The sequence below is a fragment of the Methylotuvimicrobium buryatense 5G genome (assembly GCF_000341735.1).
Lineage (GTDB): Bacteria > Pseudomonadota > Gammaproteobacteria > Methylococcales > Methylomonadaceae > Methylotuvimicrobium > Methylotuvimicrobium buryatense.
In genome coordinates this window covers 3304787-3327464 of record NZ_KB455575.1, presented here as the reverse complement: position 1 = coordinate 3327464, position 22678 = coordinate 3304787, and the positions used below count along the sequence as shown (strand labels likewise).

At 44.4% G+C, this 22678-nt stretch carries 21 protein-coding genes; 20 read left to right on the top strand and 1 reads right to left on the bottom strand.

The features are described 5' to 3' along the window. Positions 1 to 18: 18 nt before the first annotated feature. A complete protein-coding gene (locus tag METBU_RS0115055; RefSeq protein ID WP_014146575.1) occupies positions 19 to 609 on the bottom strand; it encodes a CPBP family intramembrane glutamic endopeptidase in 591 nt (196 codons plus the stop codon). Between the two features lie 86 nt (positions 610 to 695). Here METBU_RS0115055 and METBU_RS0115050 point away from each other — a divergent pair, with 86 nt between their 5' ends. The 20 genes from METBU_RS0115050 to hisB all read left to right on the top strand — a co-directional run bounded on the left by METBU_RS0115050 (position 696) and on the right by hisB (position 22674). Next, a complete protein-coding gene (locus METBU_RS0115050) occupies positions 696 to 953 on the top strand; it encodes a YcgL domain-containing protein (RefSeq protein ID WP_014146576.1) in 258 nt (85 codons plus the stop codon). 670 nt (positions 954 to 1623) lie between these two features. Then, positions 1624 to 2961 carry a flippase gene (locus METBU_RS0115045; RefSeq protein ID WP_017841418.1) on the top strand — a complete coding sequence of 446 codons (1338 nt, stop codon included), beginning with the start codon at positions 1624 to 1626 and terminating at the stop codon, positions 2959 to 2961. After that, positions 2951 to 3940 carry a sulfotransferase domain-containing protein gene (locus METBU_RS0115040; protein ID WP_017841417.1) on the top strand — a complete coding sequence of 330 codons (990 nt, stop codon included), beginning with the start codon at positions 2951 to 2953 and terminating at the stop codon, positions 3938 to 3940. The genes METBU_RS0115045 and METBU_RS0115040 overlap by 11 nt, the downstream gene beginning before the upstream one ends. A 4-nt stretch (positions 3941 to 3944) precedes the next feature. After that, positions 3945 to 4724 (top strand): sulfotransferase domain-containing protein, encoded by a 780-nt coding sequence (locus METBU_RS0115035; protein ID WP_175421646.1) that lies wholly within the window; start codon positions 3945 to 3947, stop codon positions 4722 to 4724. After that, on the top strand, positions 4721 to 5623 hold the full coding sequence (locus tag METBU_RS0115030) for a sulfotransferase family protein (protein WP_017841415.1): 903 nt from the start codon (positions 4721 to 4723) through the stop codon (positions 5621 to 5623). Before METBU_RS0115035 ends, METBU_RS0115030 begins: the two co-directional genes overlap by 4 nt. Before the next feature lie 69 nt (positions 5624 to 5692). Further along, entirely contained in the window at positions 5693 to 6514 is an 822-nt protein-coding gene (locus METBU_RS0115025; RefSeq protein ID WP_175421647.1) for a class I SAM-dependent methyltransferase, read from the top strand. Continuing rightward, complete coding sequence (locus METBU_RS0115020) at positions 6511 to 7749, top strand: glycosyltransferase family 4 protein (RefSeq protein ID WP_017841413.1); 1239 nt, start codon at positions 6511 to 6513, stop codon at positions 7747 to 7749. The genes METBU_RS0115025 and METBU_RS0115020 overlap by 4 nt, the downstream gene beginning before the upstream one ends. 110 nt (positions 7750 to 7859) lie before the next feature. Further along, the gene (locus METBU_RS0115015; RefSeq protein ID WP_017841412.1) at positions 7860 to 8600 is read left to right on the top strand and encodes a glycosyltransferase; all 741 of its coding nucleotides are present in this window, start codon (positions 7860 to 7862) and stop codon (positions 8598 to 8600) included. A gap of 1 nt (position 8601) precedes the next feature. Continuing rightward, entirely contained in the window at positions 8602 to 9528 is a 927-nt protein-coding gene (locus METBU_RS24290) for a glycosyltransferase family 2 protein (protein WP_014146584.1), read from the top strand. A gap of 155 nt (positions 9529 to 9683) precedes the next feature. Continuing rightward, positions 9684 to 9875 (top strand): hypothetical protein, encoded by a 192-nt coding sequence (locus METBU_RS26530; RefSeq protein WP_083877740.1) that lies wholly within the window; start codon positions 9684 to 9686, stop codon positions 9873 to 9875. A 9-nt stretch (positions 9876 to 9884) separates the two neighbouring features. Beyond that, on the top strand, positions 9885 to 10994 hold the full coding sequence (locus tag METBU_RS0115005; RefSeq protein WP_017841411.1) for a glycosyltransferase family 4 protein: 1110 nt from the start codon (positions 9885 to 9887) through the stop codon (positions 10992 to 10994). Further along, the gene (locus tag METBU_RS0115000) at positions 10991 to 11935 is read left to right on the top strand and encodes a UDP-glucose 4-epimerase family protein (protein WP_017841410.1); all 945 of its coding nucleotides are present in this window, start codon (positions 10991 to 10993) and stop codon (positions 11933 to 11935) included. The genes METBU_RS0115005 and METBU_RS0115000 overlap by 4 nt, the downstream gene beginning before the upstream one ends. An 853-nt stretch (positions 11936 to 12788) precedes the next feature. Continuing rightward, on the top strand, positions 12789 to 13577 hold the full coding sequence (locus METBU_RS0114995) for an MraY family glycosyltransferase (RefSeq protein ID WP_017841409.1): 789 nt from the start codon (positions 12789 to 12791) through the stop codon (positions 13575 to 13577). 67 nt (positions 13578 to 13644) lie between these two features. Beyond that, positions 13645 to 15201 (top strand): ATP-binding protein, encoded by a 1557-nt coding sequence (locus tag METBU_RS0114990; RefSeq protein ID WP_017841408.1) that lies wholly within the window; start codon positions 13645 to 13647, stop codon positions 15199 to 15201. Between the two features lie 127 nt (positions 15202 to 15328). Then, positions 15329 to 17326: a polysaccharide biosynthesis protein gene (locus METBU_RS0114980; protein ID WP_017841407.1), complete on the top strand. Its 1998-nt coding sequence runs from the start codon at positions 15329 to 15331 to the stop codon at positions 17324 to 17326. A 560-nt stretch (positions 17327 to 17886) separates the two neighbouring features. Beyond that, a complete protein-coding gene (locus METBU_RS0114975; RefSeq protein ID WP_017841406.1) occupies positions 17887 to 18792 on the top strand; it encodes a LysR family transcriptional regulator in 906 nt (301 codons plus the stop codon). Then, entirely contained in the window at positions 18779 to 19366 is a 588-nt protein-coding gene (locus METBU_RS0114970; RefSeq protein WP_017841405.1) for a class I SAM-dependent methyltransferase, read from the top strand. The genes METBU_RS0114975 and METBU_RS0114970 overlap by 14 nt, the downstream gene beginning before the upstream one ends. Positions 19367 to 19475: 109 nt before the next feature. Further along, on the top strand, positions 19476 to 19868 hold the full coding sequence (locus METBU_RS0114965; protein WP_017841404.1) for a rhodanese-like domain-containing protein: 393 nt from the start codon (positions 19476 to 19478) through the stop codon (positions 19866 to 19868). Positions 19869 to 19969: 101 nt separating this feature from the next. Next, the gene (typA, locus tag METBU_RS0114960; RefSeq protein WP_017841403.1) at positions 19970 to 21790 is read left to right on the top strand and encodes a translational GTPase TypA; all 1821 of its coding nucleotides are present in this window, start codon (positions 19970 to 19972) and stop codon (positions 21788 to 21790) included. A 290-nt stretch (positions 21791 to 22080) separates the two neighbouring features. After that, a complete protein-coding gene (gene hisB / locus METBU_RS0114955) occupies positions 22081 to 22674 on the top strand; it encodes an imidazoleglycerol-phosphate dehydratase HisB (protein ID WP_017841402.1) in 594 nt (197 codons plus the stop codon). Positions 22675 to 22678 lie beyond the last annotated feature (4 nt).

Genomic DNA, 22678 nt, shown 5'->3' with positions numbered 1-22678 from the left:
ATAAAGAAAAAGACACCACTATTCGCTACCGCGACGGAACGATTTCATAATCATCAAAAACGCCAGAAAATCGTAGAGTCCGTGAATGATCATCGGCGTCATCAGGTTTCTTTCGCCGCCGAAGTCCATTGCCAAGCCGAGATAAATACCGATTAAGGTTGCCAGTAGCGCATAAAGCGGTGTCACGGCATGGACCAATCCAAAAATGATATTACTGCCGATAAGTCCCGCCGCTATACCCCAAGACGCTTCGATCCACGGTTGAATCAATCCTCTAAACAATAACTCCTCTGAAAATCCTGCGATCGCGGCGAGAAAAAAAATATCGGTCCAATGGCACGTTTTCAGCCCGGAACCCAAAGTGTCGACCAGTAAGCTGCGAATTTTACGAATCGACGGGATATTGATTTGCTCTAGCGCGAAAAAAAATATAAATAACGGCACCGTGCCGACAATACCGTAAAAAAGCGCTTGTTCGGAAAAATAAAGATCGGCAAAAGGGTTAATACCGGCGAACCAGCCCAACAAAGCGGCGACTAGAATCAGCGAGCCTTCGAAATTGCAGGCGGTGGTAAAAAAGCGGGAAGAGTCGAATGAGGATTTGGCCATGAGGGAATCGTAAATTAATCGGCATAGGGATTCTAAACAAAAACAGCTAAAATGCTCAATCCGTTGTCGTTTAAAAGAATCCGATTATGCAGTGTTTTATTTATAAAAGTCTAAAAAAAGAAGAGCTTTATTTGTACATCGATAAAAAAGACGACTTTACCGAAGTGCCGGATACTTTGTTCAAGTCAATGAGTCCGATGCAATTCGTGATGGAACTCGAGTTGACGTCGGATAGAAAATTGGCCCGCGAAGATTCAGGGAAAGTGATCGAGAGCCTTAAAGCCAAGGGCTTTTTCGTGCAAATGCCGCCAATATTGCTTTCGGGAGGTGGTAAAATTCAATGAGGGAAAGGCTATTCGCATTGGGTATTTTCTGTAGTCGTACCTTTCTCGAGGCAAAAATCCAACGAACATTTCGGTAAATATTCAGCCCATCTCTTTGATATAGCGATCGTAGATCAAAATTCGGCACCGGAGTGTCCGTCAAAGGGTGCTGTGTGATACCAGCAATTCCCAGTTTGAGTAGTTTCGCCGATTTTAGGGTGTGGGGTATGCCTGTCGAGGAACGCCGTAAACCCATCCATGGGGGCTTGGCGGCAGCTAAGCGCCAAGGATGGTGTGAATGCAGATTTTGCATTACGCCAAGGATGGCGTGTAGTAGGGCAATGCAGGAGCAATTGCCGAGGAGCAAAAATCTGCCCCTGCTGCCGACATCCTCGCCAAGCATACCCCACACCCTTTTTGATCTCCAAATTGGGAATTGCTGCCGGGATGCACATCAAAGGACGCCGTGAATACGTCCCTGTAGGCTCTATGCTGGCAAAGCCTTTGCCGAGCACCTCGGCGCCTCCTCAGGCACTGCCGAAATTTGAAGTGCGAAAGGTATATTCACTTTCCCTATCGTTTCCACGCAAAGCGTGGGAACGATAATTGCCAGGGAACTGAATATTCACAAGTAAATTATTGAGATGGGCAATTCTGGAATAGCATGATTTTAAAAAATAGGTATTATTGAATGTTGAATAATATCCCTAATAGGATTAGATCGATTATCAAAAAGCGAGGGTTTATACGTTATTTGAATAATATCCTATGGCTAATGAGCGAGAAGGTCTTACGCATAGTCGCCGGGTTGCTTGTTGGAATATGGGTGGCTCGATTTCTGGGGCCGGAACAATTTGGTGTGTTGAGTTATGTGCTTTCGTTTACCGCTATTTTTGGGTGTGTGGCAAAATTAGGTTTTGACGGGATATTGATAAGGGACTTAGTAAACGAGCCGAATGAACGTGACAAGTATTTGGGAACGGCATTTTGGTTAAAAATTATAGGTGCAATTCTAGCCTTGACATTTATCGCGGTTATTCTTCCTTTCACATCAAACGATGCGACGACTAATCTATATATTTTTATTATAGGGGCGGGAATAATTTTCCAAGGTTTTGAGGTTATTGATTTTTATTTTCAATCTAAAGTACAAGGAAAAGTCGTTTCCATTTGCAAGACTATTCAGCTAGCATTGTCGTCACTTATCAAAATATATTTGGTTTTGGTTAAAGCGGAGCTTTTATGGTTTGTACTCGTTGTGCTTGTCGATAGTCTTAGTCTTGCCATCAGTTATATTGTCGCCTATCGATTACAAAAAAAACCAACATTTTACCGAATATTCGATTTAGCCATCGCCAGAAAGCTACTTAAAGAATCCTGGCCGATGATAATATCCGGTGTTGCTATATCGGTTTATATGAAAATCGATCAAGTAATGATTAAGGAGATTATGGGGCCTGTATCGGTGGGTTATTATGCCGTTGCAGTAAGGTTAACAGAAGTATGGTTATTTATTACTGCTGCGGTGACTACCTCATTATTTCCAGCCGTATTGAATGCAAAAAAAGTCGACGAAAAGTTGTATTATCAAAGGCTCTTAAACTTATATAGGCTTCTGATACTTATTTCGGTTGTAATATCGATAGCAATTACTTTGTTTTCGGAAGAAATTGTCGAAACTGCTTTTGGTTCCGAATACTTGCCGTCAGTCGGTATTTTAATTATTTATATATGGTCTAATATATTTATTTTTATGAATAATGGTTCCAGGATGTGGTATACGGCTGAGAATAAGCAAAAGCTGATATCGTTTAATCTAGTTGTCGGAGCGGTGATTAATGTTGTGCTTAACTTAATACTCATTAACCATTATGGTCTTATTGGCGCTGCTTTTGCGACTTTAATTTCTTATTTTTTGGCTATATATTTAGGCAATGCCATTTTTAAAGGAACTAGAATAAACTTCAAACTTCAAACTAAGGCGTTGTTGACATTTTATTGGATCAGTTGGGATAAAAATGGAAAATAAAAAAACAATATTTATTCATATTGGTTACCCAAAAACAGGGACGACTACCTTGCAAAACCATTTTTTTCCAAATATTGAAGATATACAATATTTAGGTAAATTTTATGATAAGGAAAATAAATTTGTATTCGAAGATGAACTGATAGCTAAAATAATTTTCAATGATGAAGTCAGATCGCAAATAAGCAGCACTCTTGATGATAGCGTAATAAAAAATAAAGCTATTCTTTCAGAAGAGGCATTTTTATTCGATTGCTTGCGGATATCAAGGATAAAAGGGAAAGATTATTTACCTAGTTGTAATAATATTGCCATGGCTTTAAGAAGAGCATTTGATGAGAATCGATATGACGTAAAAATTCTAATTTCAATAAGAAAGCATGATGACATGATAGCATCTCTTTATGCGCAATCATATACGCATTATTATTCTAAATATAATGAGACGGATACTTTTTTAAAATTTTTAAGTTTATTTTTAGAAGATAAAAGTGAGCATGCATTTAAAAAATCTCTGGATTATAATGATGTTGTTTCTCAATATAAAAAAATATTCGGCGACAGAAATATCCATGTAATCGTATTCGAACAACTCCAACATGATCCTAAAGAATTTTATAATAATTTATGTGATTTTTTGGGTGTCGATGGCAATTGCATACAAAAAGAATTCATAGATAAGCAAGAGAATATTCGAAGCACTAGTCACGGTTATAAGAGAATAAGAAAAACGACGCTTTTGGATAAGTTATATTTTTTCAAAGAAAAATATTTGCCTATTGCTAAAATCAAGCTTTCAAAAAGACAAAAAGAATGGTTGCGTTCGATTGTGCTTTCAAAAAATGATCATATTAGCAAGTCCATATCTATGAGTTCTGAGCAAAGGAAGGCGATTTTGGAGATCTATGAAGACGCTAACAAAAAATTATCCCAGAGTTTTAAGCTAAGTCTGGGGAAGTATGGCTATTACAAGGACTGATAATATGATTGCTTTTGCAAAAGAAAAACTGATTGAATATAAATATTATAAATATTTGCCGCAAAAAACAAAGAATAGCGATATTTATATAGTCGAGTTTCCTAAAAGTGGAGTGACTTGGTTTTCCAGTATCATCGCCAATATTAATTTGATCGAGTCTGGGTCTATTCATAGAGCAACATATTATAATATTTCTCAGATTATTCCGGACGTTCAAGTTTCCCGATCAATCATTGACGAGCCAATGTGGGATATGCCAAAGTTTAGATTTATAAAAAGCCATTACGGATATTGCCCATTTTACAATCATGTTATTTACTTGGTTAGAAATCCTGTAAGCGTCATGAATAGCTACTATGGGTTTATGGCACAAAGGCAACAATTCTCAGGTTCGCTCATAGATTTTGTTACAAATAAAAAATATGGTATTCAGGCTTGGAAAAGTCATGTCGAAGGATGGTTAAACAAGCCCAAGTCACAACGAATGCATGTGCTCAAGTTCGAAGATTTAAGAAAAAATACACTCGATGCAATCATTGAGTTATACACTAATTTGGGAGTCGGTATTTCTTCCGATACTGCAAATGAGGCGATTGAGCTTGTGAGTCTTGAAAGCATGAAACAGAATGAATCTCTCTATAATAAACACGATCCATTAAGAAAGTTACAATTTGTCGGTACGGGTAAAGCTGCTGCCGATATGGATGCAAGTGTTCGGCAATACATAATATCGGAAACAAAAGAACTTCTCGACATTCTTGGGTACTCGGTCGATGAAATATGAGTAGGCCAAACTTTTTGATTGCCGGTGCCGCAAAGTCCGGAACTACATCGCTGGATGGCTATTTAAAGCAACATCCTGACGTTTTTTTGCCAGAGATAAAAGAATGTAGATACTTTTCAAATATCTCGGACAAGAATATAAATCCATTCTCAAAAAAACAATGGACTAAGATAATATCGAATAAGAAAGAATATTATAATTTATTCGTCGATAAGCATAATAAGGCGATTGGCGATATTTCTCCTGATTATCTATATTATTATGAAGAATCAATAAAAAATATCAAATCGGAGTTAGGGGAATCGGTCAAAATTATTTTAATTCTTAGAAACCCGATAGATAGAGCTTATTCAAATTACTTACATATTGTAAGAGATGGATTCGACCAGCTCAGTATTGAGGAGGTTTTGAGAAAAGAAGATGACTGGGTTAAGGAAAATATATGGTATGGTTTTTTTATCACAAAACCCGGCTTTTACTATCAGTCAGTCAAGTCTTATCTGGAAAACTTTGACGATGTAAAAATTATAATATTCGATGATTTTTTAAAAGATAAAGAAAAATGTTTAAAAGAATTATGCATTTTTCTTGGTATCGATGAAACTTTTCAATTTCGTGATCCGTCATTTAAAAATAAAACAGGGGTTCCAAAGTACAAGTGTCTCGATTCAATTATAAAAAGCAAATATCCATTTAAGCCAACCTTAAAAAAGCTTCTCACTTGGTTTTTTGGAACTGAAAAATTGAATCAAAAATTAGATAAAATACAAGAGTCGAATTTAGTTAAGCCAACACTAGATAAAGCGACTAAAGAAAGGCTTTTCTATTTATATAAAAACGATATCGAAAGACTTGAAAAATTAATAGACAGAGACTTATCTCATTGGAAAATTATATGATTGTTTTTCGAGCTCGGCTTGTCTAGATAGTTATCTTGGGCCGAGTCTTCACTTTATATGGTAAATATTATGAGTATGCTTGTTAATATCGGATGCGGAGATGTTTATGTCGAAGGCTGGAAGAATTATGATTATATGCCGCACTCTTCTCATGTCAGTCAAGCCGATTTATTAGGTCGGCTTCCATTATCGGACGCGCAAGCGGATGTTGTGTATTCCTCGCACTTTATTGAGCATATACCGCGTGAATTAGTTAGCGGCTTCATATCGGAATGTTTTCGTATCACCAAAAGCGGCGGCGTTTTACGTTTGGTCTTGCCGGATTGGGAGGAATTGTGCGATACCTATCTGTCTCTGCGGCGTTCAGGAGGAGAGCAACACGAAAAGGCCGATTTTTTGATGTTGGAAATGCTAGACCAATGTGTGCGTCGGGTTTCTGGCGGTGAATTGGCTGCCTATTATGCGAGGCTAAACTTCGAGCCTAGTGAACAACGAGAGATGATTGAGTTCGTCCGGCAGCGCACTGGGTATGATCTGCATGCGCAGGTTCGGACTTTGCCGGGGAATCGTTGGTCAAGACTCATCAAAAACCCCAAAAAGATTATTAATAAGCTGGAGCAATTTTATATAAAAGGAATTGTGTCGCTATTACCTTCAACCTTTCGGCAACAAAATGTCAGTTTAACCGGAGTTGGGGAAAAACATGCATGGATGTATGATTTTCATACGATTGAATGTTTACTTTTGCAAGCCGGCTTTAAGGATGTGCGGCGAATGTCCGCAACAACATCGGCTATTTCCGATTTTCCATTCGAGCCCTTGGATGTCAATGCGAATGGTCTTCCGCGAAAGGGCGCGGAATCGATGTACCTAGAGGCGATAAAACCTTGAAAGTTACCCATCTTAATTGTTCCGATATCAGCGGTGGTGCTGCCCGAGCGGCTTATCGCATCCATCATGCCTTACGACAGCAAGGTATTGATTCGCGTATGTGTGTTGCCAATGCGCAGGCGGGTGATTGGACGGTAATGGGACCCCAATCAAAATGGTCTAAAGCCATTAGTAAATTGCGTCCATTATTGGGCGCTTTGTGCTCAAAGTCTTTGAGTTCGGGGAATTCGACATTCAATTCCCTCGCGATATTGCCTTCAAATCGCTCAAAAAATTTGAATGCATCGGATAGTGGTGTCATTCATCTGCATTGGGTCAATGATGAAATGATGTCGATCTCCGACATTGCTCGCCTCAACAAGCCTATCGTTTGGACATTGCACGACATGTGGGCATTTAGCGGCGCAGAACATTATCCTGAGCATCAACGATGGCAAGAGGGCTATACAAAAGAAAATAGGCCGGATTCCGAACGAGGACTGGATGTCAACCGCTGGGTTTGGAAGCACAAGCGAAAACATTGGCAGCGGCCGTTCCATATTGTGACTCCAAGTCACTGGTTGGCCGACTGCGTTCGAAAAAGCGTATTGATGGGCGATTGGCCGTTAACGGTGATACCGAATGCAATCGATACCGAAAAATGGTCCCCGGTCGACAAAGCTTTGGCACGGCAATTATTGCATTTACCCGAAGATGTGCCTTTGTTGTTATTCGGTGCAATAGGGGGCGTAAGCGATTTTCGTAAAGGCTTCGATTTATTGCAAGCGTCTTTGTTGCATTTACAGGGTTTGATGCCGGATTTAGAGCTATTGGTACTTGGACAATTGGCTCCGAAACACCCCCAGGGATTCGGGTTTCCAATGCATTACACAGGTCATTTGCACGACGATGTGAGTTTGCGTCTTTTTTATAGTGCGGCGGACGCAATTGTCGTGCCGTCGCGCCAGGACAACTTACCTAATGCCGGTGTTGAGTCGCTCGCTTGCGGGACTCCGGTGATTGCCTTCGATACTTGCGGCTTGCCCGATATTGTTCGACATAAACACTCCGGTTATTTAGCCCGTGCCTTTGATATTGAAGATTTGGCATGGGGTATTCAATGGGTAATGCAAGACGAAAAGCGTAACGATGAGTTGAGTCAAAATGCACGGACGGATGCGGTCGCGCGTTTTTCCTATTCGATCGTGGCTAATCAATATAGCCGGCTTTATCAATCATTAGTCTCGTCAGTTTAATAATGATTCTATCTTTCGTACTTCCAATTTTGCCCATTAATTTAGGTAGGCTGCCCGGTTTCGAAATTTAGCCGGCAAAAGTTATATTTATCAAATAATCAAAAATTCCAGTGACAAGTGACATTAATCGAAATAAGCCAACGCTGAGTATTATAACGGCGACTTATAATGCCGCATCTGTATTGCCAAGATTAATAGAAAGTCTCAGGCTTCAGACCGATCAAGATTTTGAATGGGTCGTTGCCGATGGGGCTTCCTCTGATAATACATTAGAGCTATTGGCTCAAGTTAAAGACCTAAATTTAGCAGTGGATTCAAGACCGGATTTTGGGATTTATGATGCGTTGAATCGTGCTGTTACGATGGCAAGCGGAAAATACTATCTGGTTTTAGGTGCCGACGACAGACTGTTTCCGGAAGCAGTGGCGGCGTTTCGCTCGGCTGTAGACGATTCCGATGTCGATATAATCACCGCAAAGGTTTTCGCCGATGGTATTGTTCATAGTGTAAGGCGGCCTTGGCCCTGGTTGTACGGGCAGTTTGCCTATGTCAGTAGCCATGCCGTCGGAACCGCTATTCGTAAAGGCTTGCATGAAAAATTCGGTTTATATTCTCACCGATTTCCGATGGCGGCGGATCAATTCTTTTTAAAGAAAGTGGGTGATAGCGGCGCTAATATTGTCAAAGCCGATTTTGTTGCCGGGGAGTTTTCTACCGAGGGAACCAGCGGCAACGACATCCTGGGTGCGTTAACCGAATGTTTTCGTGTGCAACTGGCGACAGGGGAGTACCGGTTCTTTCAACTAGTAATTTTTTTGGCAAGACTATTTAAGAATTATCGGAGACTTTAACGTGCTGCCAACGATATCCACAGTCATTCCGCTTTATAACAAAGCCCCGCATATCGCTCATACGTTAGCTAGTGTCCTTTCGCAAAAAGTGTTGCCGTTAGAAATTATCGTGGTCGATGATGGTTCGACAGACAACGGTGCGGATATCGTAGAAAGCCTTCAAAATCCTTTGATCAAATTAATACGACAAACGAACCAGGGGGAAAGTAGTGCGCGAAATGCTGGGCTTAGGGAGGCAAAAGGTTGTTATGTCGCCTTTCTAGATGCTGACGATTATTGGTATGACAATCATATTGAGAGATTGCAGCATTTGATCAAATCTTATCCTAACGCGGCTTTGTTTAGTACGATGCACGAAATCTTTCATGATGGAACAACGATAGTTCCGGGAATGCCATATCCGCAGAATTTTAATGGTTATGTCGATGATTTTTTTTGCCGCTTTGCGAATGGCCTGTCCTTAATTAATTCAACGACGGCATGTGTTAGAAAAGATGCGATGTTGTCTGTTGGTGGTTTTCCGGTCGGTGTAAAAAAGGGGCCCGATTTAATTGCTTGGACAAGATTAGCGCTAGATTATGAGGTAGCTCATGCTGCCGTCATCACCGCGGTGTACAATCGAGATGCGGTCAATCGAAGCGTGCGGATGCGCGAGAGCGAGGCCCCCGGATCTTTGCTTTATCTCAGTCAATTACTGTCGGAAGTAGAGGGCACGCATCGGCGGGAGTCAATTTCGTTACTTTTTTCACGGATTGCTTTTTATACATGCGCGGGAATGTGCGAGACAGGGGATTACGGTAGTGCCATAAGCATTCTAAAATTGGTAAAAGATTTAGGGTTGTGGGGTTTGTACATCAAAATCGCATTGTTGTTGTCAATACCGCCTAAGCTTCTGACCTTTGCGCGGCGCTGGAGGCATCGTTTTTAAGCGTATAATAGCGAAAATAACCTATTTAGGAATATGCACAAAATAACTTATACAAGTGGTAGGCTTTGCGGAGGTTCGGTGACTCGCTTGACAGGACGCCGTGAATACGTCCCTGTAGGCTTGACGGCGGAATCTGATTGCCATGGATGGCGTGAATGCAGATTGTGCAGGAGCAAAAATCTGCAAACGCCATGGATGGCGTGAATGCAGATTTTGCAGGAGCAAAAATCTGCCCTGCCGCCGACACCTGTCAATCGAGCCACCGAACCCCCTTCCAACAGTTGTCTAAGTTATCTCATGCTCGTTCCTTAGGATTGCCGGGGCGGTTTTCATTCTCGAGGCTTTGAGGAATTATTTTGAAAATTGTTTATGTCATTACTCGTTCCGATGTCATGGGGGGAGCGAGTGTGCACTTGCTTGATCTGGTTCGAGGGGTTCAAGAGGCGGGGCATGAGGTCTATATTTTGGTTGGCGGACATGGTGTTTTTCAAGCGCGCGCGAAAGCCAATCACTTGTCTTGTATTTCATTGCGTCACATGGTCCGCCAAATTAGCCCCGCTAATGATTGGCGTGGATTCTTTGAACTTAAAGAGATCATTTCAAAAATTAAGCCGGATATACTGCATCTTCATTCGTCGAAAGCCGGTATTTTGGGGCGTTTGGTCGCAAAACGGTTGAATATTCCAGTTGTGTTCACGGTTCATGGTTGGTCTTTTACCGAGGGCGTTTCCAATAAGAGGCGTTTGGTTTATAAGCATATCGAACGGTTCATGGCGAATTTTGCGGATAAAATCATTACGGTCTCGAATTATGATAGAAAATTGGCGCTTGATTTGGGTGTTGGCAATGAAAAACTTTTAACGACCATTCATAATGGCATACCCGATTCCCATCGAAAAATAAAAAGAGACCTGCCGTTCGGTCATGTTATCAAGCTGATTATGGTCGCGCGTTTCGAGGCGCCCAAAAACCATAACGCCCTATTAACGGCACTGGCTCGGCTTAAACATCTTCCATGGATCATTGAGTTCGTGGGCGATGGGCCGACCATGTGCAATATGACTGACTTAGCAAGGGATTATGGACTGGCGGAACGCGTTAAATTCTTAGGAGCCCGTAATGATGTGGATACTCTGTTGGAGAAGGCGGATATCTTTTGTCTAATTTCTAATTGGGAAGGTCTGCCGTTGACGATTTTAGAAGCCATGCGTGCCGGGCTACCGGTTATTGCGTCAAGGGTAGGCGGTGTGCCCGAGGCGGTTCAAGACGGTAAGACAGGAATATTGGTCGACCGTGATGATGAAGATGCATTGGCTCAAGCCATTACAAGCCTTGTCGAGTCGGAATCCTTGCGGATACAGATGGGGCAAAATGGGAGGCAACGGTTTGAGAAAGAATTTACTTTCCAAACAATGCTCCAAAAAACCATGCAGATTTATGATGCAGTCGTTCAGGGTAATCGATGAAACTTCTTGTAACGGGGGTAAACGGGTTCATTGGGCAAGGTCTTGTCAAGCGACTAACGGATGCGGGAAAGTACGAGGTTACGGGTATCGTTAGAAATAAGAGCGCTTCTATTCATTCGAATATAGAGACGGTAACGGTTAGCGAAATTACCGCCGCTACGGATTGGCAAGTGGTTCTGAAGAATGTTGACGGTATCGTCCATTTGGCGGCAAGAGCACACGTTTTGAATGATTCTTCCGCCGATCCCTTGGCCGAATTTCGGAAAGTCAATGTTGAAGGGACCTTGAATTTAGCCAGGCAGGCGGCGAGAGCAGGCGTCAAACGCTTTGTCTTTATCAGTTCCATTGGCGTCAACGGCAACAGTAATGAACAACCTTTTACCGAAATGGATAGACCTAGCCCCGTTGAAGCTTATGCCGTGTCGAAGTATGAGGCGGAGTGCGGTCTACAAGCAATAGCGAGTGAAACGGGAATGGAAGTCGTAATTATTCGTCCGCCGCTGGTCTATGGGCCCAATGCTCCCGGTAATTTCAGAAGGCTTATGGATTTTGCGGCGAAAAGCATACCGCTTCCGTTCGGTGCGGTCGATAACAAACGCTCGCTGATAGCTCTGGACAATTTAGTGGAGTTTATCGTGATATGTATCGATCATCCCAATGCAGCCAATGAAATTTTTTTGATTGCCGATGGCGAAGATGTGTCGACGATAGACTTATTGAAAATGACCGCTAGGGCGTTCGGAAGAAAACTATTGTTGATTCCGGTGCCGGTAAGTTGGTTGTATTTTGCGGCTAAGCTTATCGGGGAACCAGGGGTTGCGAAAAGCTTATTGGGTTCATTACGGGTTGACAGTACAAAGGCTAAAAGGCTATTGGGATGGAGCCCAGTCATTACGATGGAAGCACAATTGCAAAAAGCTGCCGAGGCGTATTTTAAGTAGCAAAAAGGGGTGTTATTCCCTTCTTAGGATTTGGTCGAAAATGACGTCCCTATTTTATGGAGGTTTCGGTAGCTCGATTGGCAGGTGTCGGCGGCAGGGCAGGTTTTTGCTCCTGCAAAATCTGCATTCACGCCATCCATGGCGTTTGTAGATTTTTGCTCCTCGGCAATTGCTGAGTTACATGGATGTAATGAATGCAGAAAATGCAGGAGCATTTTTCTGCCCTGCATCGCCTAAAGCGCCTACTGTTGGTGCCCTAATACACGCCATCCATGGCAATCAGTCGCCGCCGTCAAGCCTACATGGACGTATTCGCCCAGCACCTAAATTCTATCCATTGGCTATGGTTAACTATCTTGAATAATTTAGGTGCTGGGTTCACTGCGTCCTGTCAAACGAGTTACCGAAACCTCAACAAAGCTCATAGTTTCAGGGCGTTATTTATCACGAAATTCTAAATGCAATGAGGCTGCGCTAGGGGAAACCCGTCGTTGTAGATTTAACTCATTGATGAGACTTATCAATCAAAATAAGTCGAATGCAGATTGTTGTTGCCGGTTTTTGGCAAACAGCTATTCATTAAGAGCTTGCCTCAATGATAGGCAGTCATAGGTTGATTATGGTTTTAACGATAGCATTATGTTTATATGTTTTTACGGCAAGTTATCTGTTAACTGGGCTAATTAGGCGATACGCACTAAAAAAAAGATTGATAGATATTCCAAATTTACGAAGTTCGCATGATGTTCCGACGCCTAGAGGAGGTGGTTTCGCTGTTGTTATTGTCTTTTTATCCACCATTATAGGGTTAACGGTTATTTATGAACTGGAGGCAGACCCTCATACCATAGCTGTGTTGATTCTGTCAAGTGCTTTGATTGCCGGAATTGGTTTTTGGGATGATCATCAACCGTTGGCGGCTAAATGGCGTTTTTTGGTGCATTTTATCGCGGCAACCGGCGCATTGTTCTTGCTACCGGAATTGCCGGGGATACAATTGTTTTCCTGGGTCTTGGATAGTTCGATAATTTTGTTTTTTTTCTATAGCTTGATGCTCGTTTGGTTATTGAACCTTTATAACTTCATGGATGGTATCGATGGGCTCGCGGGTGTTGAGGCAATGACGACGGCAGGTGCGGCCGTTTTGCTGCTGGGGCTGCAAGGTCAAATGTATTGGGCATTGATTACATTATTATTGGCCGCTTGCGTAGGCGGTTTTTTAGTATGGAATTGGCCGCCGGCGAAGATTTTCATGGGTGATGCTTGTAGCGGATTTTTGGGATTTATCTTAGGTTTGATGGCCCTAATGACCTCAATAAGTGGGGGGCTGAATATGTGGTGTTGGTGGATTTTAATGTCGGTATTCATTGTCGATGCCACGACAACATTATGTCGACGAATAATGAGAGGGGAAATTTGGTATCAGGCTCACCGGAGTCATGCCTATCAGATATTATCGAGGCGCTTAAATTCGCATAAAAAGGTAACGCAAAGCGTGCTGGCGATAAATGTGTTTTGGTTACTGCCTTGGGCTTATGTGTCGGTGGTGTACGAAGCTTGGGCACCGTTGATCTGTATCGTTGCGATGGCGCCTTTGTGTGTTGCAGTTCTGAAGCTTGGCGCCGGCACGACTAATGATTGAATCATGATGTTTGCGTATGACGCTTTGCTAATCCGGCCTACCGTTTTATTAAATAGTGCTTAACAAAATGACGCGAAAAAAGCTTCCGATCGGTATACAAACCTTCTGCGAAATACGCGAAGACGATTGTTACTATGTCGACAAGACAGCTTATGCGTTGAAGCTTGCGGTCGAAGGTAAATATTATTTTCTGTCGCGACCGAGGCGCTTTGGTAAATCTTTGTTTCTCGACACGCTGGCCGAATTATTTGCCGGCAAAGAAGTATTGTTTCAAGGGCTTTATTGTCATGATAAATGGGATTGGGCTAAGCAGTATCCGGTGATTCGGATTAGTTTTGCCGAAGGTGTGCTGCAGAGCCGAGCCGATTTGGATGAGAAAATCGGAGAAATTCTGGATTTCAATAGAAAACAATTGGATATCGATCCTCAACAGCCGAGTATTTCCGGTAATTTTTCAGAAATGATCAGGTTGGCGCATCAAAAATACGGTCAACGCGCGGTTGTATTAATCGACGAATACGACAAACCGATACTCGACAACATTACTAACCCGGACATCGCCCGGCAGATGTGCGATGGCTTGCGCAATCTATACTCGGTGATCAAGGGGCAAGATGCGCATATCCGCTTTGCGTTTTTGACCGGCGTATCCAAATTCAGCAAGGTTAGCTTGTTTTCGGGCTTGAATAATCTACAGGATATCACCGTCGACAAACGCTATTCGGCGGTATGCGGTTATACCGAAGCCGATCTCGACACGGTATTCGCGCCGGAATTGCAAGGCCTTGAACGGGGCAAAATCAGGGATTGGTACAATGGTTACAATTGGCTGGGCGAGGCGGTTTATAATCCTTTTGATCTATTGCTTCTGTTCGATACGCGTGAATTCAAACCTTACTGGTTCGAGACCGGCACGCCGACCTTTTTGGTGGATCTGCTGATGCAACGGGGTTTTTTCACGCCGGATTTCGAAAAACTGTTGGCGACCGAAACCTTACTGTCGACTTTCGATGTCGATCATATCGCCAGCGAAGCTTTATTGTTCCAAACCGGTTATTTGACAATCGTATCGTCGCGGAATTTACCCGGGATGACGCAAGTGACATTGGGGTATCCGAATCTGGAAGTGAAGGCGAGTCTGAACGGCGTTCTGCTGCAAGCCTTGACCGTCGATCCGGCACGTTACGGCAGGCAGGCCGGTCAATTATACGATTTATTGCTGGTTAACGATTTCGAAGGTCTTCAAAACTTATTCACGGCCTTTTACACCGGCATTCCGCACGATTGGTACCGCAACAACCCGATCGCGCAATACGAAGGATACTATGCGACCGTGTTCTATAGCTACTTCGCGGCGTTGGGCTTGACCGTCACGCTCGAAGACGCGACCAATCATGGCCGTATCGACATGACAGTGCATTTCAACGGGCAAATCTATCTATTCGAATTCAAGGTTGTGGAACTGGTGCCGGAAGGCAAAGCCTTACGGCAATTGAAGAATAAGAACTACACCGAGAAATATAAAGCCGAAAGGATACCGATACATTTGATCGGCGTTGAATTCAGCAAGGAAAGTCGTTCGGTAGTCGGGTTCGACATCGAAACGCTCGGAGCCGGTGTATGACAAAACTGCCGATCAGCATGCAAGTTTTTCGATCGGAAATACTTGATGTTAGCAGCTTCGATTCGGATCAGGTATAACCGGCACGTTGAGCAATTCGGTGAGTTTCATTTTGGAAGGGTTAAAGAGCATGGAAAATTTAGCGGACTGGTTTTTAAGATTATCGCGCCCTAAAAAAGCGGCGATAACGATGACTGCGGACGTTTTTTTTGCGGTCTTCGCGCTGTGGCTGGCGTTTTCTTTGCGTTTTGGTGAGTTTTATGTTCCTGAAGACCGTGTTTGGGTTTTGTTCGTATTGGCTCCCTGTATTGTCATTCCGATTTTTATCAGAATGGGTCTGTACCGGGCGATTATTCGTTATATCGGCGTCAGAGCGTTAGCGACGATCGTTCAAGCGGTCACTTTGTATGCGTTGATATTTGCCGCCTTAGTATTTCAATTGAGAGTCGGGTTGGTGCCGAGAACGGTGCCACCGCTGAATTGGTTGATCATATTGTTCTTTGCCGGCGGGAGCCGGTTTATGGCGCGATGGTGGTTTGGCGAGCAATATGCGCGTATGGCAAGGAGTGCCGATCCGGAATTGTGTCGCCGCAATAATGTCATTATTTATGGGGCAGGAAGTGCAGGTGTGCAATTGTCTTCGGCATTAGCACATGGCCATGATTTTCGGCCGATTGCATTTATTGACGACAATGGCATGTTGCATGGGCAAAAAGTTAACGGCGTTAAGATTCATCCGTTTACCGCGTTAAGTTATTTAATCGATAAATTTGCCGTTACCGATATTCTGTTGGCGATGCCGTCGGTTGCCAGAAGCCGGAGGAGCGAGATTATTCGCCTATTGGAGCCTTTTCCGGTCCATGTTCGGTCAATGCCGGGAATGTCCGATATTGCGCAAGGGAAGGTGACGTTCGATGAATTGCAAGAGGTGGATATAGCCGATTTGCTGGGTCGGGATGCCGTGGTTCCGGATCAGACTTTATTGACCGCCAATACGGCCGGGAAAAAGGTTATGGTCACCGGTGCCGGCGGTTCGATCGGCTCGGAGTTGTGCAGACAAATTATTCAATTGCAACCAAAGACATTGATTTTATTCGAGCGATGCGAGTTTGCGCTCTATGAGATCGAGAGGGAGTTAAATCTTTATTTGGCAAAATCGGATGTTGTCGATACGCAAATCATTGCCGTTCTCGGGTCGGTGGTTAACGGGAGTCGAGTAGAAAAAATTTGCCGGGCATTCGGTGTGCAAACGATCTATCATGCCGCCGCTTATAAGCATGTGCCGATGGTTGAGAAAAACCCGGGCGAAGCGGTACGGAATAATATATTCGGCACTTTACATACCGCCCGCGCCGCTATCGAAGCGAATGTAGAGACTTTCGTATTAATTTCGACCGATAAGGCGGTACGTCCAACCAATACGATGGGGGCGACCAAGCGCTTTGCCGAGCTGATTCTGCAGGCCTTAAGCATTGAAAACCAAAAGCTGCGGACAACGCGTTTTACGATGGTGCGTTTCGGCAATGTGTTGGGCTCGTCGGGCTCTGTGGTGCCGTTATTCCGTGAACAAATTGCCAAGGGCGGGCCGGTGACTGTGACCGATCCGAAAATCATTCGCTATTTCATGACGATACCGGAAGCTGCCCAATTGGTGATACAGGCAGGAGCAATGGGTCAGGGCGGCGATGTTTTTGTCTTGGACATGGGCGAACCGGTCAAGATTTTGGACTTGGCGAAACGTATGATCAAGCTTAGCGGTTTAACGGTCAAGGGTGATGCGCGACCTGACGGCGATATCGAGATTGTATATACTGGTTTGCGATCGGGAGAAAAGCTCTATGAAGAGCTATTGATAGGCGACAATGTTTCCGTAACCGACCATCCGCGTATCATGCGGGCCGAAGAAGAGGTTATTGCTTGGAATGAGCTTGAAAAATTGTTGTCGGCAATGGAGCAGGCTGCATTAGTTGACGACTATAGGCAAGTCCGGATGATTTTGAAACAAGCGGTATCGGGTTTTTCGCCCCAATGCGATATCGACGATTGGTTATTCAACTGCTCGACGAATAGTTCTGCCGCGAATAATACATTGTCGAATTATTTAGAAAAAATAGCCGAGCATGATTAAAGAGGCAAAAAAAACCTCCCAATGCTTGGAGGCAGAGGGAGGTGAAAAATCAAGCAGAGTTTTGAGGAGGAACTGCTTGTTGGTACTACACCAGGAGGGTTAGAACATGGTAAACGAATCTGCATAGGAATTTTCTATCAATTCGATGGCATTCCAGCAAGTTGCAGTTAAATTCAACTAATCAGGGGTCTCCGATGCATGGATATCGTTGACTATTAGTGAGGCAATGAAGTTTTGCAGCGGACTTGGGAAATACTATACAGAGATTATTTCAGCAGACAATAGGGTGATTTGTTGATAAATTGTTTCTTGATTAGAAACAAAAGGCATGCAAAATAGTCTCTTTTTCTTGAGACTAATCTATCGAGACGTTTATTTGGAAGATGGAGTCTTGAAATTTCGCTTAAGGCGCTATTATAGCGCCGCGAATATTAAGTAAAAATGAAATAAATGGCAAGCGGTAGTTGTGTATTGTGGTCGCGGAGCGATTCTAAAACGGAATTATCGTGAGCAACGGGTTAAGCTGTTGACTCGAGCATTTGAAACTCAAAGAGAGATAAATGGACAAATTAACCAGTATGAATGTTTTCGTTCGGGTGGCAAAGGCCGGTAGTTTTGCCGGCGGCGCGCGCGATTTGGATATTTCGAGAGCTATGGCAACCAAACATATCATGCAATTGGAAGAACATTTAGGCACCCGTCTGTTTAATAGAACCACGCGAAGTCTGAGTCTGACAGAAATGGGCGCATCGTATCTGGAACGTTGCCAACAGGTATTGGATGATATCGAAGAAATGGAAGCTACGGTAACGCAACTGCAGACCGAGCCGCGCGGAACGCTGAAAATCAGTGCGCCGCAAGTCATCGGCGCCACCCAGATTGCGCCGGCGATATCGGAGTTTCTCAAGTTGTATCCCGATCTGGAGGTGACTATCATTTTGCAAGGCAATATGGGTGACCTGATTGATGAGGGCATTGATCTCGCGATAAATTTGGGCGGCGTTGAAGATTCCAGTATGATTGCGCGCAAACTCGCCAGTTCTCCGTTAGTGGTATGCGGTGCTCCGGGTTATTTTCAACAATATGGCATTCCTAAAACGCCCGAGGACTTGACCGATCATAGTTGTTTGGTCAATTGGTCGATTCCGCCGAGGGATCAATGGCGGTTCAAGGGGCCTTACGGTGATTTGATGATCAAGGTGAAAGGACGCATAGTCGCCAACGTGGCCGATCCGATTCGAGTCGGCGCGATAGAGGGATTGGGAATGGTGATGTTACCCAGGTATATCGTCGGTAAGGATATCGAAAAAGGTAAGTTAATGCCGGTATTGGAAGATTATGGATTGGCGCCCCTGGAGATACATGCCGTTTATCCGCATCGAAAATATTTGTCTACCAAGGTCAGAAAGTTTTTGGATTTTTTACAGGAATGGTTGCCCAGGCGGATTGGTATTGACGGAATCTAAGGCAGCAATTTCGGCAAAATGGGATGCCGTTTACCGGCTGGGCGAGATTTCGGATTACCGGCCGGCTGAGGTTTTATCGGGTAATGCATTTTTGTTGCCGCAAAATGGTGCGGCTTTGGATTTGGCTTGCGGATTAGGCGCTAATGCTCGATTGCTTGCGACGGCAGGCTTGGCTGTTTTTGCCTGGGATATATCGACCGTAGCGGTAGAAAAATTACAAGATGATGCCGACAAGAAAGGCTTGGCTATTCAGGCAAAGCAATGCGCTATCGATAAAAAATCTTTCTTCGGCTATCGTTTCGATGTCATTGTTATCAGTCGATTTCTTGACCGGAGTCTGTGTGATGCGATAATAGGCGCGTTGAATCCCGGCGGTTTGTTATTTTATCAGACGTATACCCGCGAGAAAGTCGTTGAAAGAGGGCCGAATAATCCCGACTTTTTATTAGCTGAGGGCGAATTATTGGAATTATTTGCCGAATTAAAGCTGATTTATTATCGGGAAAACGGATCGGTAGGCAGCATAGGTTTAGGGCTCAGGAATGAAGCTCAATTCATTGGTAGGAAAAGATAATTTTATTCAAATTCTAACGGGCCTAAGATCGAAAAATTGAATCCGTTGCGATCTGTTTGAACAACACCCCTTTAACGTCATTTGCTAAACTTAGCCGATCGATTCCATTATGGTAGAAAATTTAGAACCGAAACAAGCTTGGCAATTATTGCAAACCGACCAGAGCGCCGTACTGGTCGATGTCAGGACCAAAATGGAATATAGCCACGTCGGTCACCCGATCGGTGCGGTTCATATTCCATGGAAAGAATATCCGGATTGGCAAGTCAATACCGCGTTTGTCGAGCAGGCAGCTGAAGCGGTTCCCGATAAAAATGCGCCTGTGTTGTTGCTGTGCCGAAGCGGGCAGCGATCGTTGGATGCGGCGGCTGCCTTGGAGGCGGCAGGGTATTCTCGTCCTATCAATATATTGGAAGGCTTCGAAGGACCTCTCGACGACGACAAACATCGCGGTAACCTGGGAGGTTGGCGCTTTCATAATCTACCGTGGGAACAAAGCTAACTAACCATTCACAACTTGCCTTTCTCAATATTCGGCGACTGACTTCTCAATTCACGAGTACAGGTTGCCGCATAATTCATTAATCATCAGAGTTTATTTAAGTGATCGAAAATTTAAGAAATATCGCAATCATTGCGCACGTAGACCACGGCAAAACCACCTTGGTCGATAAATTGTTGCAACAATCCGGCACGTTCAAGAGCCATGAAAAGGTTTCCGAGCGGATCATGGATTCGAACGACATTGAAAAAGAACGGGGTATTACGATTCTGGCCAAAAATACCGCGTTGGATTGGAACGGCTATCATATTAATATCGTCGATACCCCAGGCCATGCCGATTTCGGCGGAGAAGTAGAGCGCGTATTATCGATGGTCGATTCGGTTTTGCTGCTAGTCGACGCCGTCGATGGGCCGATGCCGCAAACTCGTTTCGTGACGCAAAAAGCGTTTGCATTGGGTTTAAAACCGATTGTCGTGATCAATAAAATCGACCGCCCCGGCGCTCGTCCGGATTGGGTGGTCGATCAAACCTTCGACTTGTTCGACCGTCTTGGCGCGACCGATGAGCAATTGGATTTTCCGATCGTCTATGCGTCGGCGCTCAATGGTTATGCCAGTTTGGATTCCGATGCGACCGACGGCGATATGACGCCGTTGTTCGAAACGATCGTAGAAAAAGTCAGTCCGCCTGCTGTCGACTTGGACGGACCATTTCAAATGCAGGTCAGTAGCCTGGACTACAACTCCTATGTCGGCGTGATCGGGATTGGACGTATTCAGCGAGGTAAGGTGAAAACCAATATGCCGTTGACGTTGATCAATCGTGAAGGGGCGATCCGAAAAGGTCGTATTTTACAAATCTTCGGTTTCCATGGGCTGGAACGCGTCGAAGTGTCGGAAGCGCAAGCCGGGGACATCATTGCGTTTACCGGCATCGATAAGCTGGAAATTTCTGAGACCTTATGTCATCCCGATGCGGTAGAAGCGCTGCCGGCCTTGTCGGTCGACGAGCCGACCGTGACGATGACTTTTCAAGTCAACACCTCGCCGTTTGCCGGACGCGAAGGTAAGTTTCTGACCTCGAGACAAATTCGCGATCGTTTGCAAAAAGAATTACAGCATAATGTCGCATTAAGAGTCGAGGATACCGACGACCCGGATAAGTTTAAAGTGTCCGGACGCGGCGAACTGCATCTATCGGTATTGATCGAAAATATGCGCCGCGAAGGCTTCGAATTGGGTGTGTCCCGGCCGGAAGTCATTATTAAAGAAATCGATGGCGAGAAATGCGAGCCTTTCGAATTCGTGACGATCGAGGTAGAGGAAATTCATCAGGGTACGATTATGGAGAAACTCGGCGAACGCAAAGGCGATTTGTTGAATATGGTGCCGGACGGCAAAGGCCGTATTCGATTGGAGTATATGATTCCGTCGCGCGGTTTAATCGGATTCCAAACCGAGTTCATGACATCGACCTCAGGTTCAGGTTTGCTGTATCATGTATTCGATCATTACGGACCTATCAAAAAAGGCGAATTGGGTGCGCGTAAACGTGGCGTGTTGGTCTCGATGGCTCAAGGCAAAGCATTGGCCTATGCCTTGTTTGCGTTACAGGAGCGTGGCGAGTTGTTTTTGGTGCATGCCGATGAAGTGTACGAAGGCATGTTGGTCGGCATTCATTCCCGCAGCAACGATTTAGTTGTGAATCCGACTAAAGCGAAGCAGTTGACTAACATCAGAGCGGCGGGAACCGACGAGAATCTGATTTTAACGCCGATTCAGAAAATGTCGCTGGAGCAAGCCTTGGAGTTTATCGATGAAGACGAACTGGTTGAGGTGACGCCGGTATCGATTCGCTTGCGTAAGAAATTGCTGCAGGAACATGAGCGCAAAAAGGCATCGAGAGCCGCGGCTGCTTAAAAAGCATAAAAAAAGCCTCGAATCGACTTGCGATTCGAGGCGTTTATCGCCGAGTGGTTGGCTTATGCGATCGTCCCTACGACACCCTGTCGAAATCTATCCCTAACTCCTATGTTTTGGCGACGGCTTATTGTGCCGCAAAATGACTAAAAAAGAAGTCAGTCAAAGCTGAAATTTATGTACGTCTAGGCTTACAAAATAAGATTAGTCTTTAATTAGCAGCGAATCGCTGCATAATTGATTTTTTTCATAGTAGAATAAGCCCGCTAATTATTAACAACGCAGTCTTTATGACCTCACGAAGCGCGCGAATCGAGCGCAACACACTCGAAACACAAATAGCAGTCGCAATTAATCTGGATGGTACCGGACGCGCGGTTTTTTCAACCGGCGTGCCTTTTCTCGAGCACATGATGGATCAAATTGCGCGGCATGGTTTGATCGATCTCGATGTTACCGCTAAAGGCGATCTGCATATTGACGACCATCATACCGTCGAAGATATCGGTATTACACTCGGTCAAGCCTTTGCTCAAGCGGTCGGCGATAAAAAAGGCCTATATCGCTACGGCCATGCTTATGTGCCGCTCGATGAAGCCTTATCTCGCGTCGTGATCGATTTTTCAGGTCGTCCGGGATTGGTGTACGATGTCAAATTTCCTAGAGGCGCAATCGGCCGCTTCGATGTCGATTTATTCCGAGAGTTTTTCCAAGGCTTTGTTAACCATGCCGGCGTGACCTTGCACATCGATAACCTTAAAGGTTCCAATGCGCATCATATTGCCGAAACCATATTCAAAGCGATGGGCCGCGCGTTACGCATGGCGGTCGCGCAAGATCCGCGAATGGCCGGAATGATGCCGTCAACCAAAGGAACACTGTAACCCT

Coding starts and splice junctions, on each gene's coding strand:
- METBU_RS0115035 (WP_175421646.1), top strand. CDS start 3,945: ATGATTGCTTTTGCAAAAGAAAAACTGATTGAATATAAATATTATAAA.
- METBU_RS0115050 (WP_014146576.1), top strand. CDS start 696: ATGCAGTGTTTTATTTATAAAAGTCTAAAAAAAGAAGAGCTTTATTTG.
- METBU_RS0115055 (WP_014146575.1), bottom strand. CDS start 609: ATGGCCAAATCCTCATTCGACTCTTCCCGCTTTTTTACCACCGCCTGC.
- METBU_RS0115025 (WP_175421647.1), top strand. CDS start 5,693: ATGAGTATGCTTGTTAATATCGGATGCGGAGATGTTTATGTCGAAGGC.
- METBU_RS0115045 (WP_017841418.1), top strand. CDS start 1,624: ATGTTGAATAATATCCCTAATAGGATTAGATCGATTATCAAAAAGCGA.
- METBU_RS0115030 (WP_017841415.1), top strand. CDS start 4,721: ATGAGTAGGCCAAACTTTTTGATTGCCGGTGCCGCAAAGTCCGGAACT.
- METBU_RS0114975 (WP_017841406.1), top strand. CDS start 17,887: ATGGACAAATTAACCAGTATGAATGTTTTCGTTCGGGTGGCAAAGGCC.
- hisB (WP_017841402.1), top strand. CDS start 22,081: ATGACCTCACGAAGCGCGCGAATCGAGCGCAACACACTCGAAACACAA.
- METBU_RS0114990 (WP_017841408.1), top strand. CDS start 13,645: ATGACGCGAAAAAAGCTTCCGATCGGTATACAAACCTTCTGCGAAATA.
- METBU_RS0115000 (WP_017841410.1), top strand. CDS start 10,991: ATGAAACTTCTTGTAACGGGGGTAAACGGGTTCATTGGGCAAGGTCTT.
- METBU_RS26530 (WP_083877740.1), top strand. CDS start 9,684: ATGCAGATTGTGCAGGAGCAAAAATCTGCAAACGCCATGGATGGCGTG.
- METBU_RS0114980 (WP_017841407.1), top strand. CDS start 15,329: ATGGAAAATTTAGCGGACTGGTTTTTAAGATTATCGCGCCCTAAAAAA.
- METBU_RS0114965 (WP_017841404.1), top strand. CDS start 19,476: ATGGTAGAAAATTTAGAACCGAAACAAGCTTGGCAATTATTGCAAACC.
- METBU_RS0115040 (WP_017841417.1), top strand. CDS start 2,951: ATGGAAAATAAAAAAACAATATTTATTCATATTGGTTACCCAAAAACA.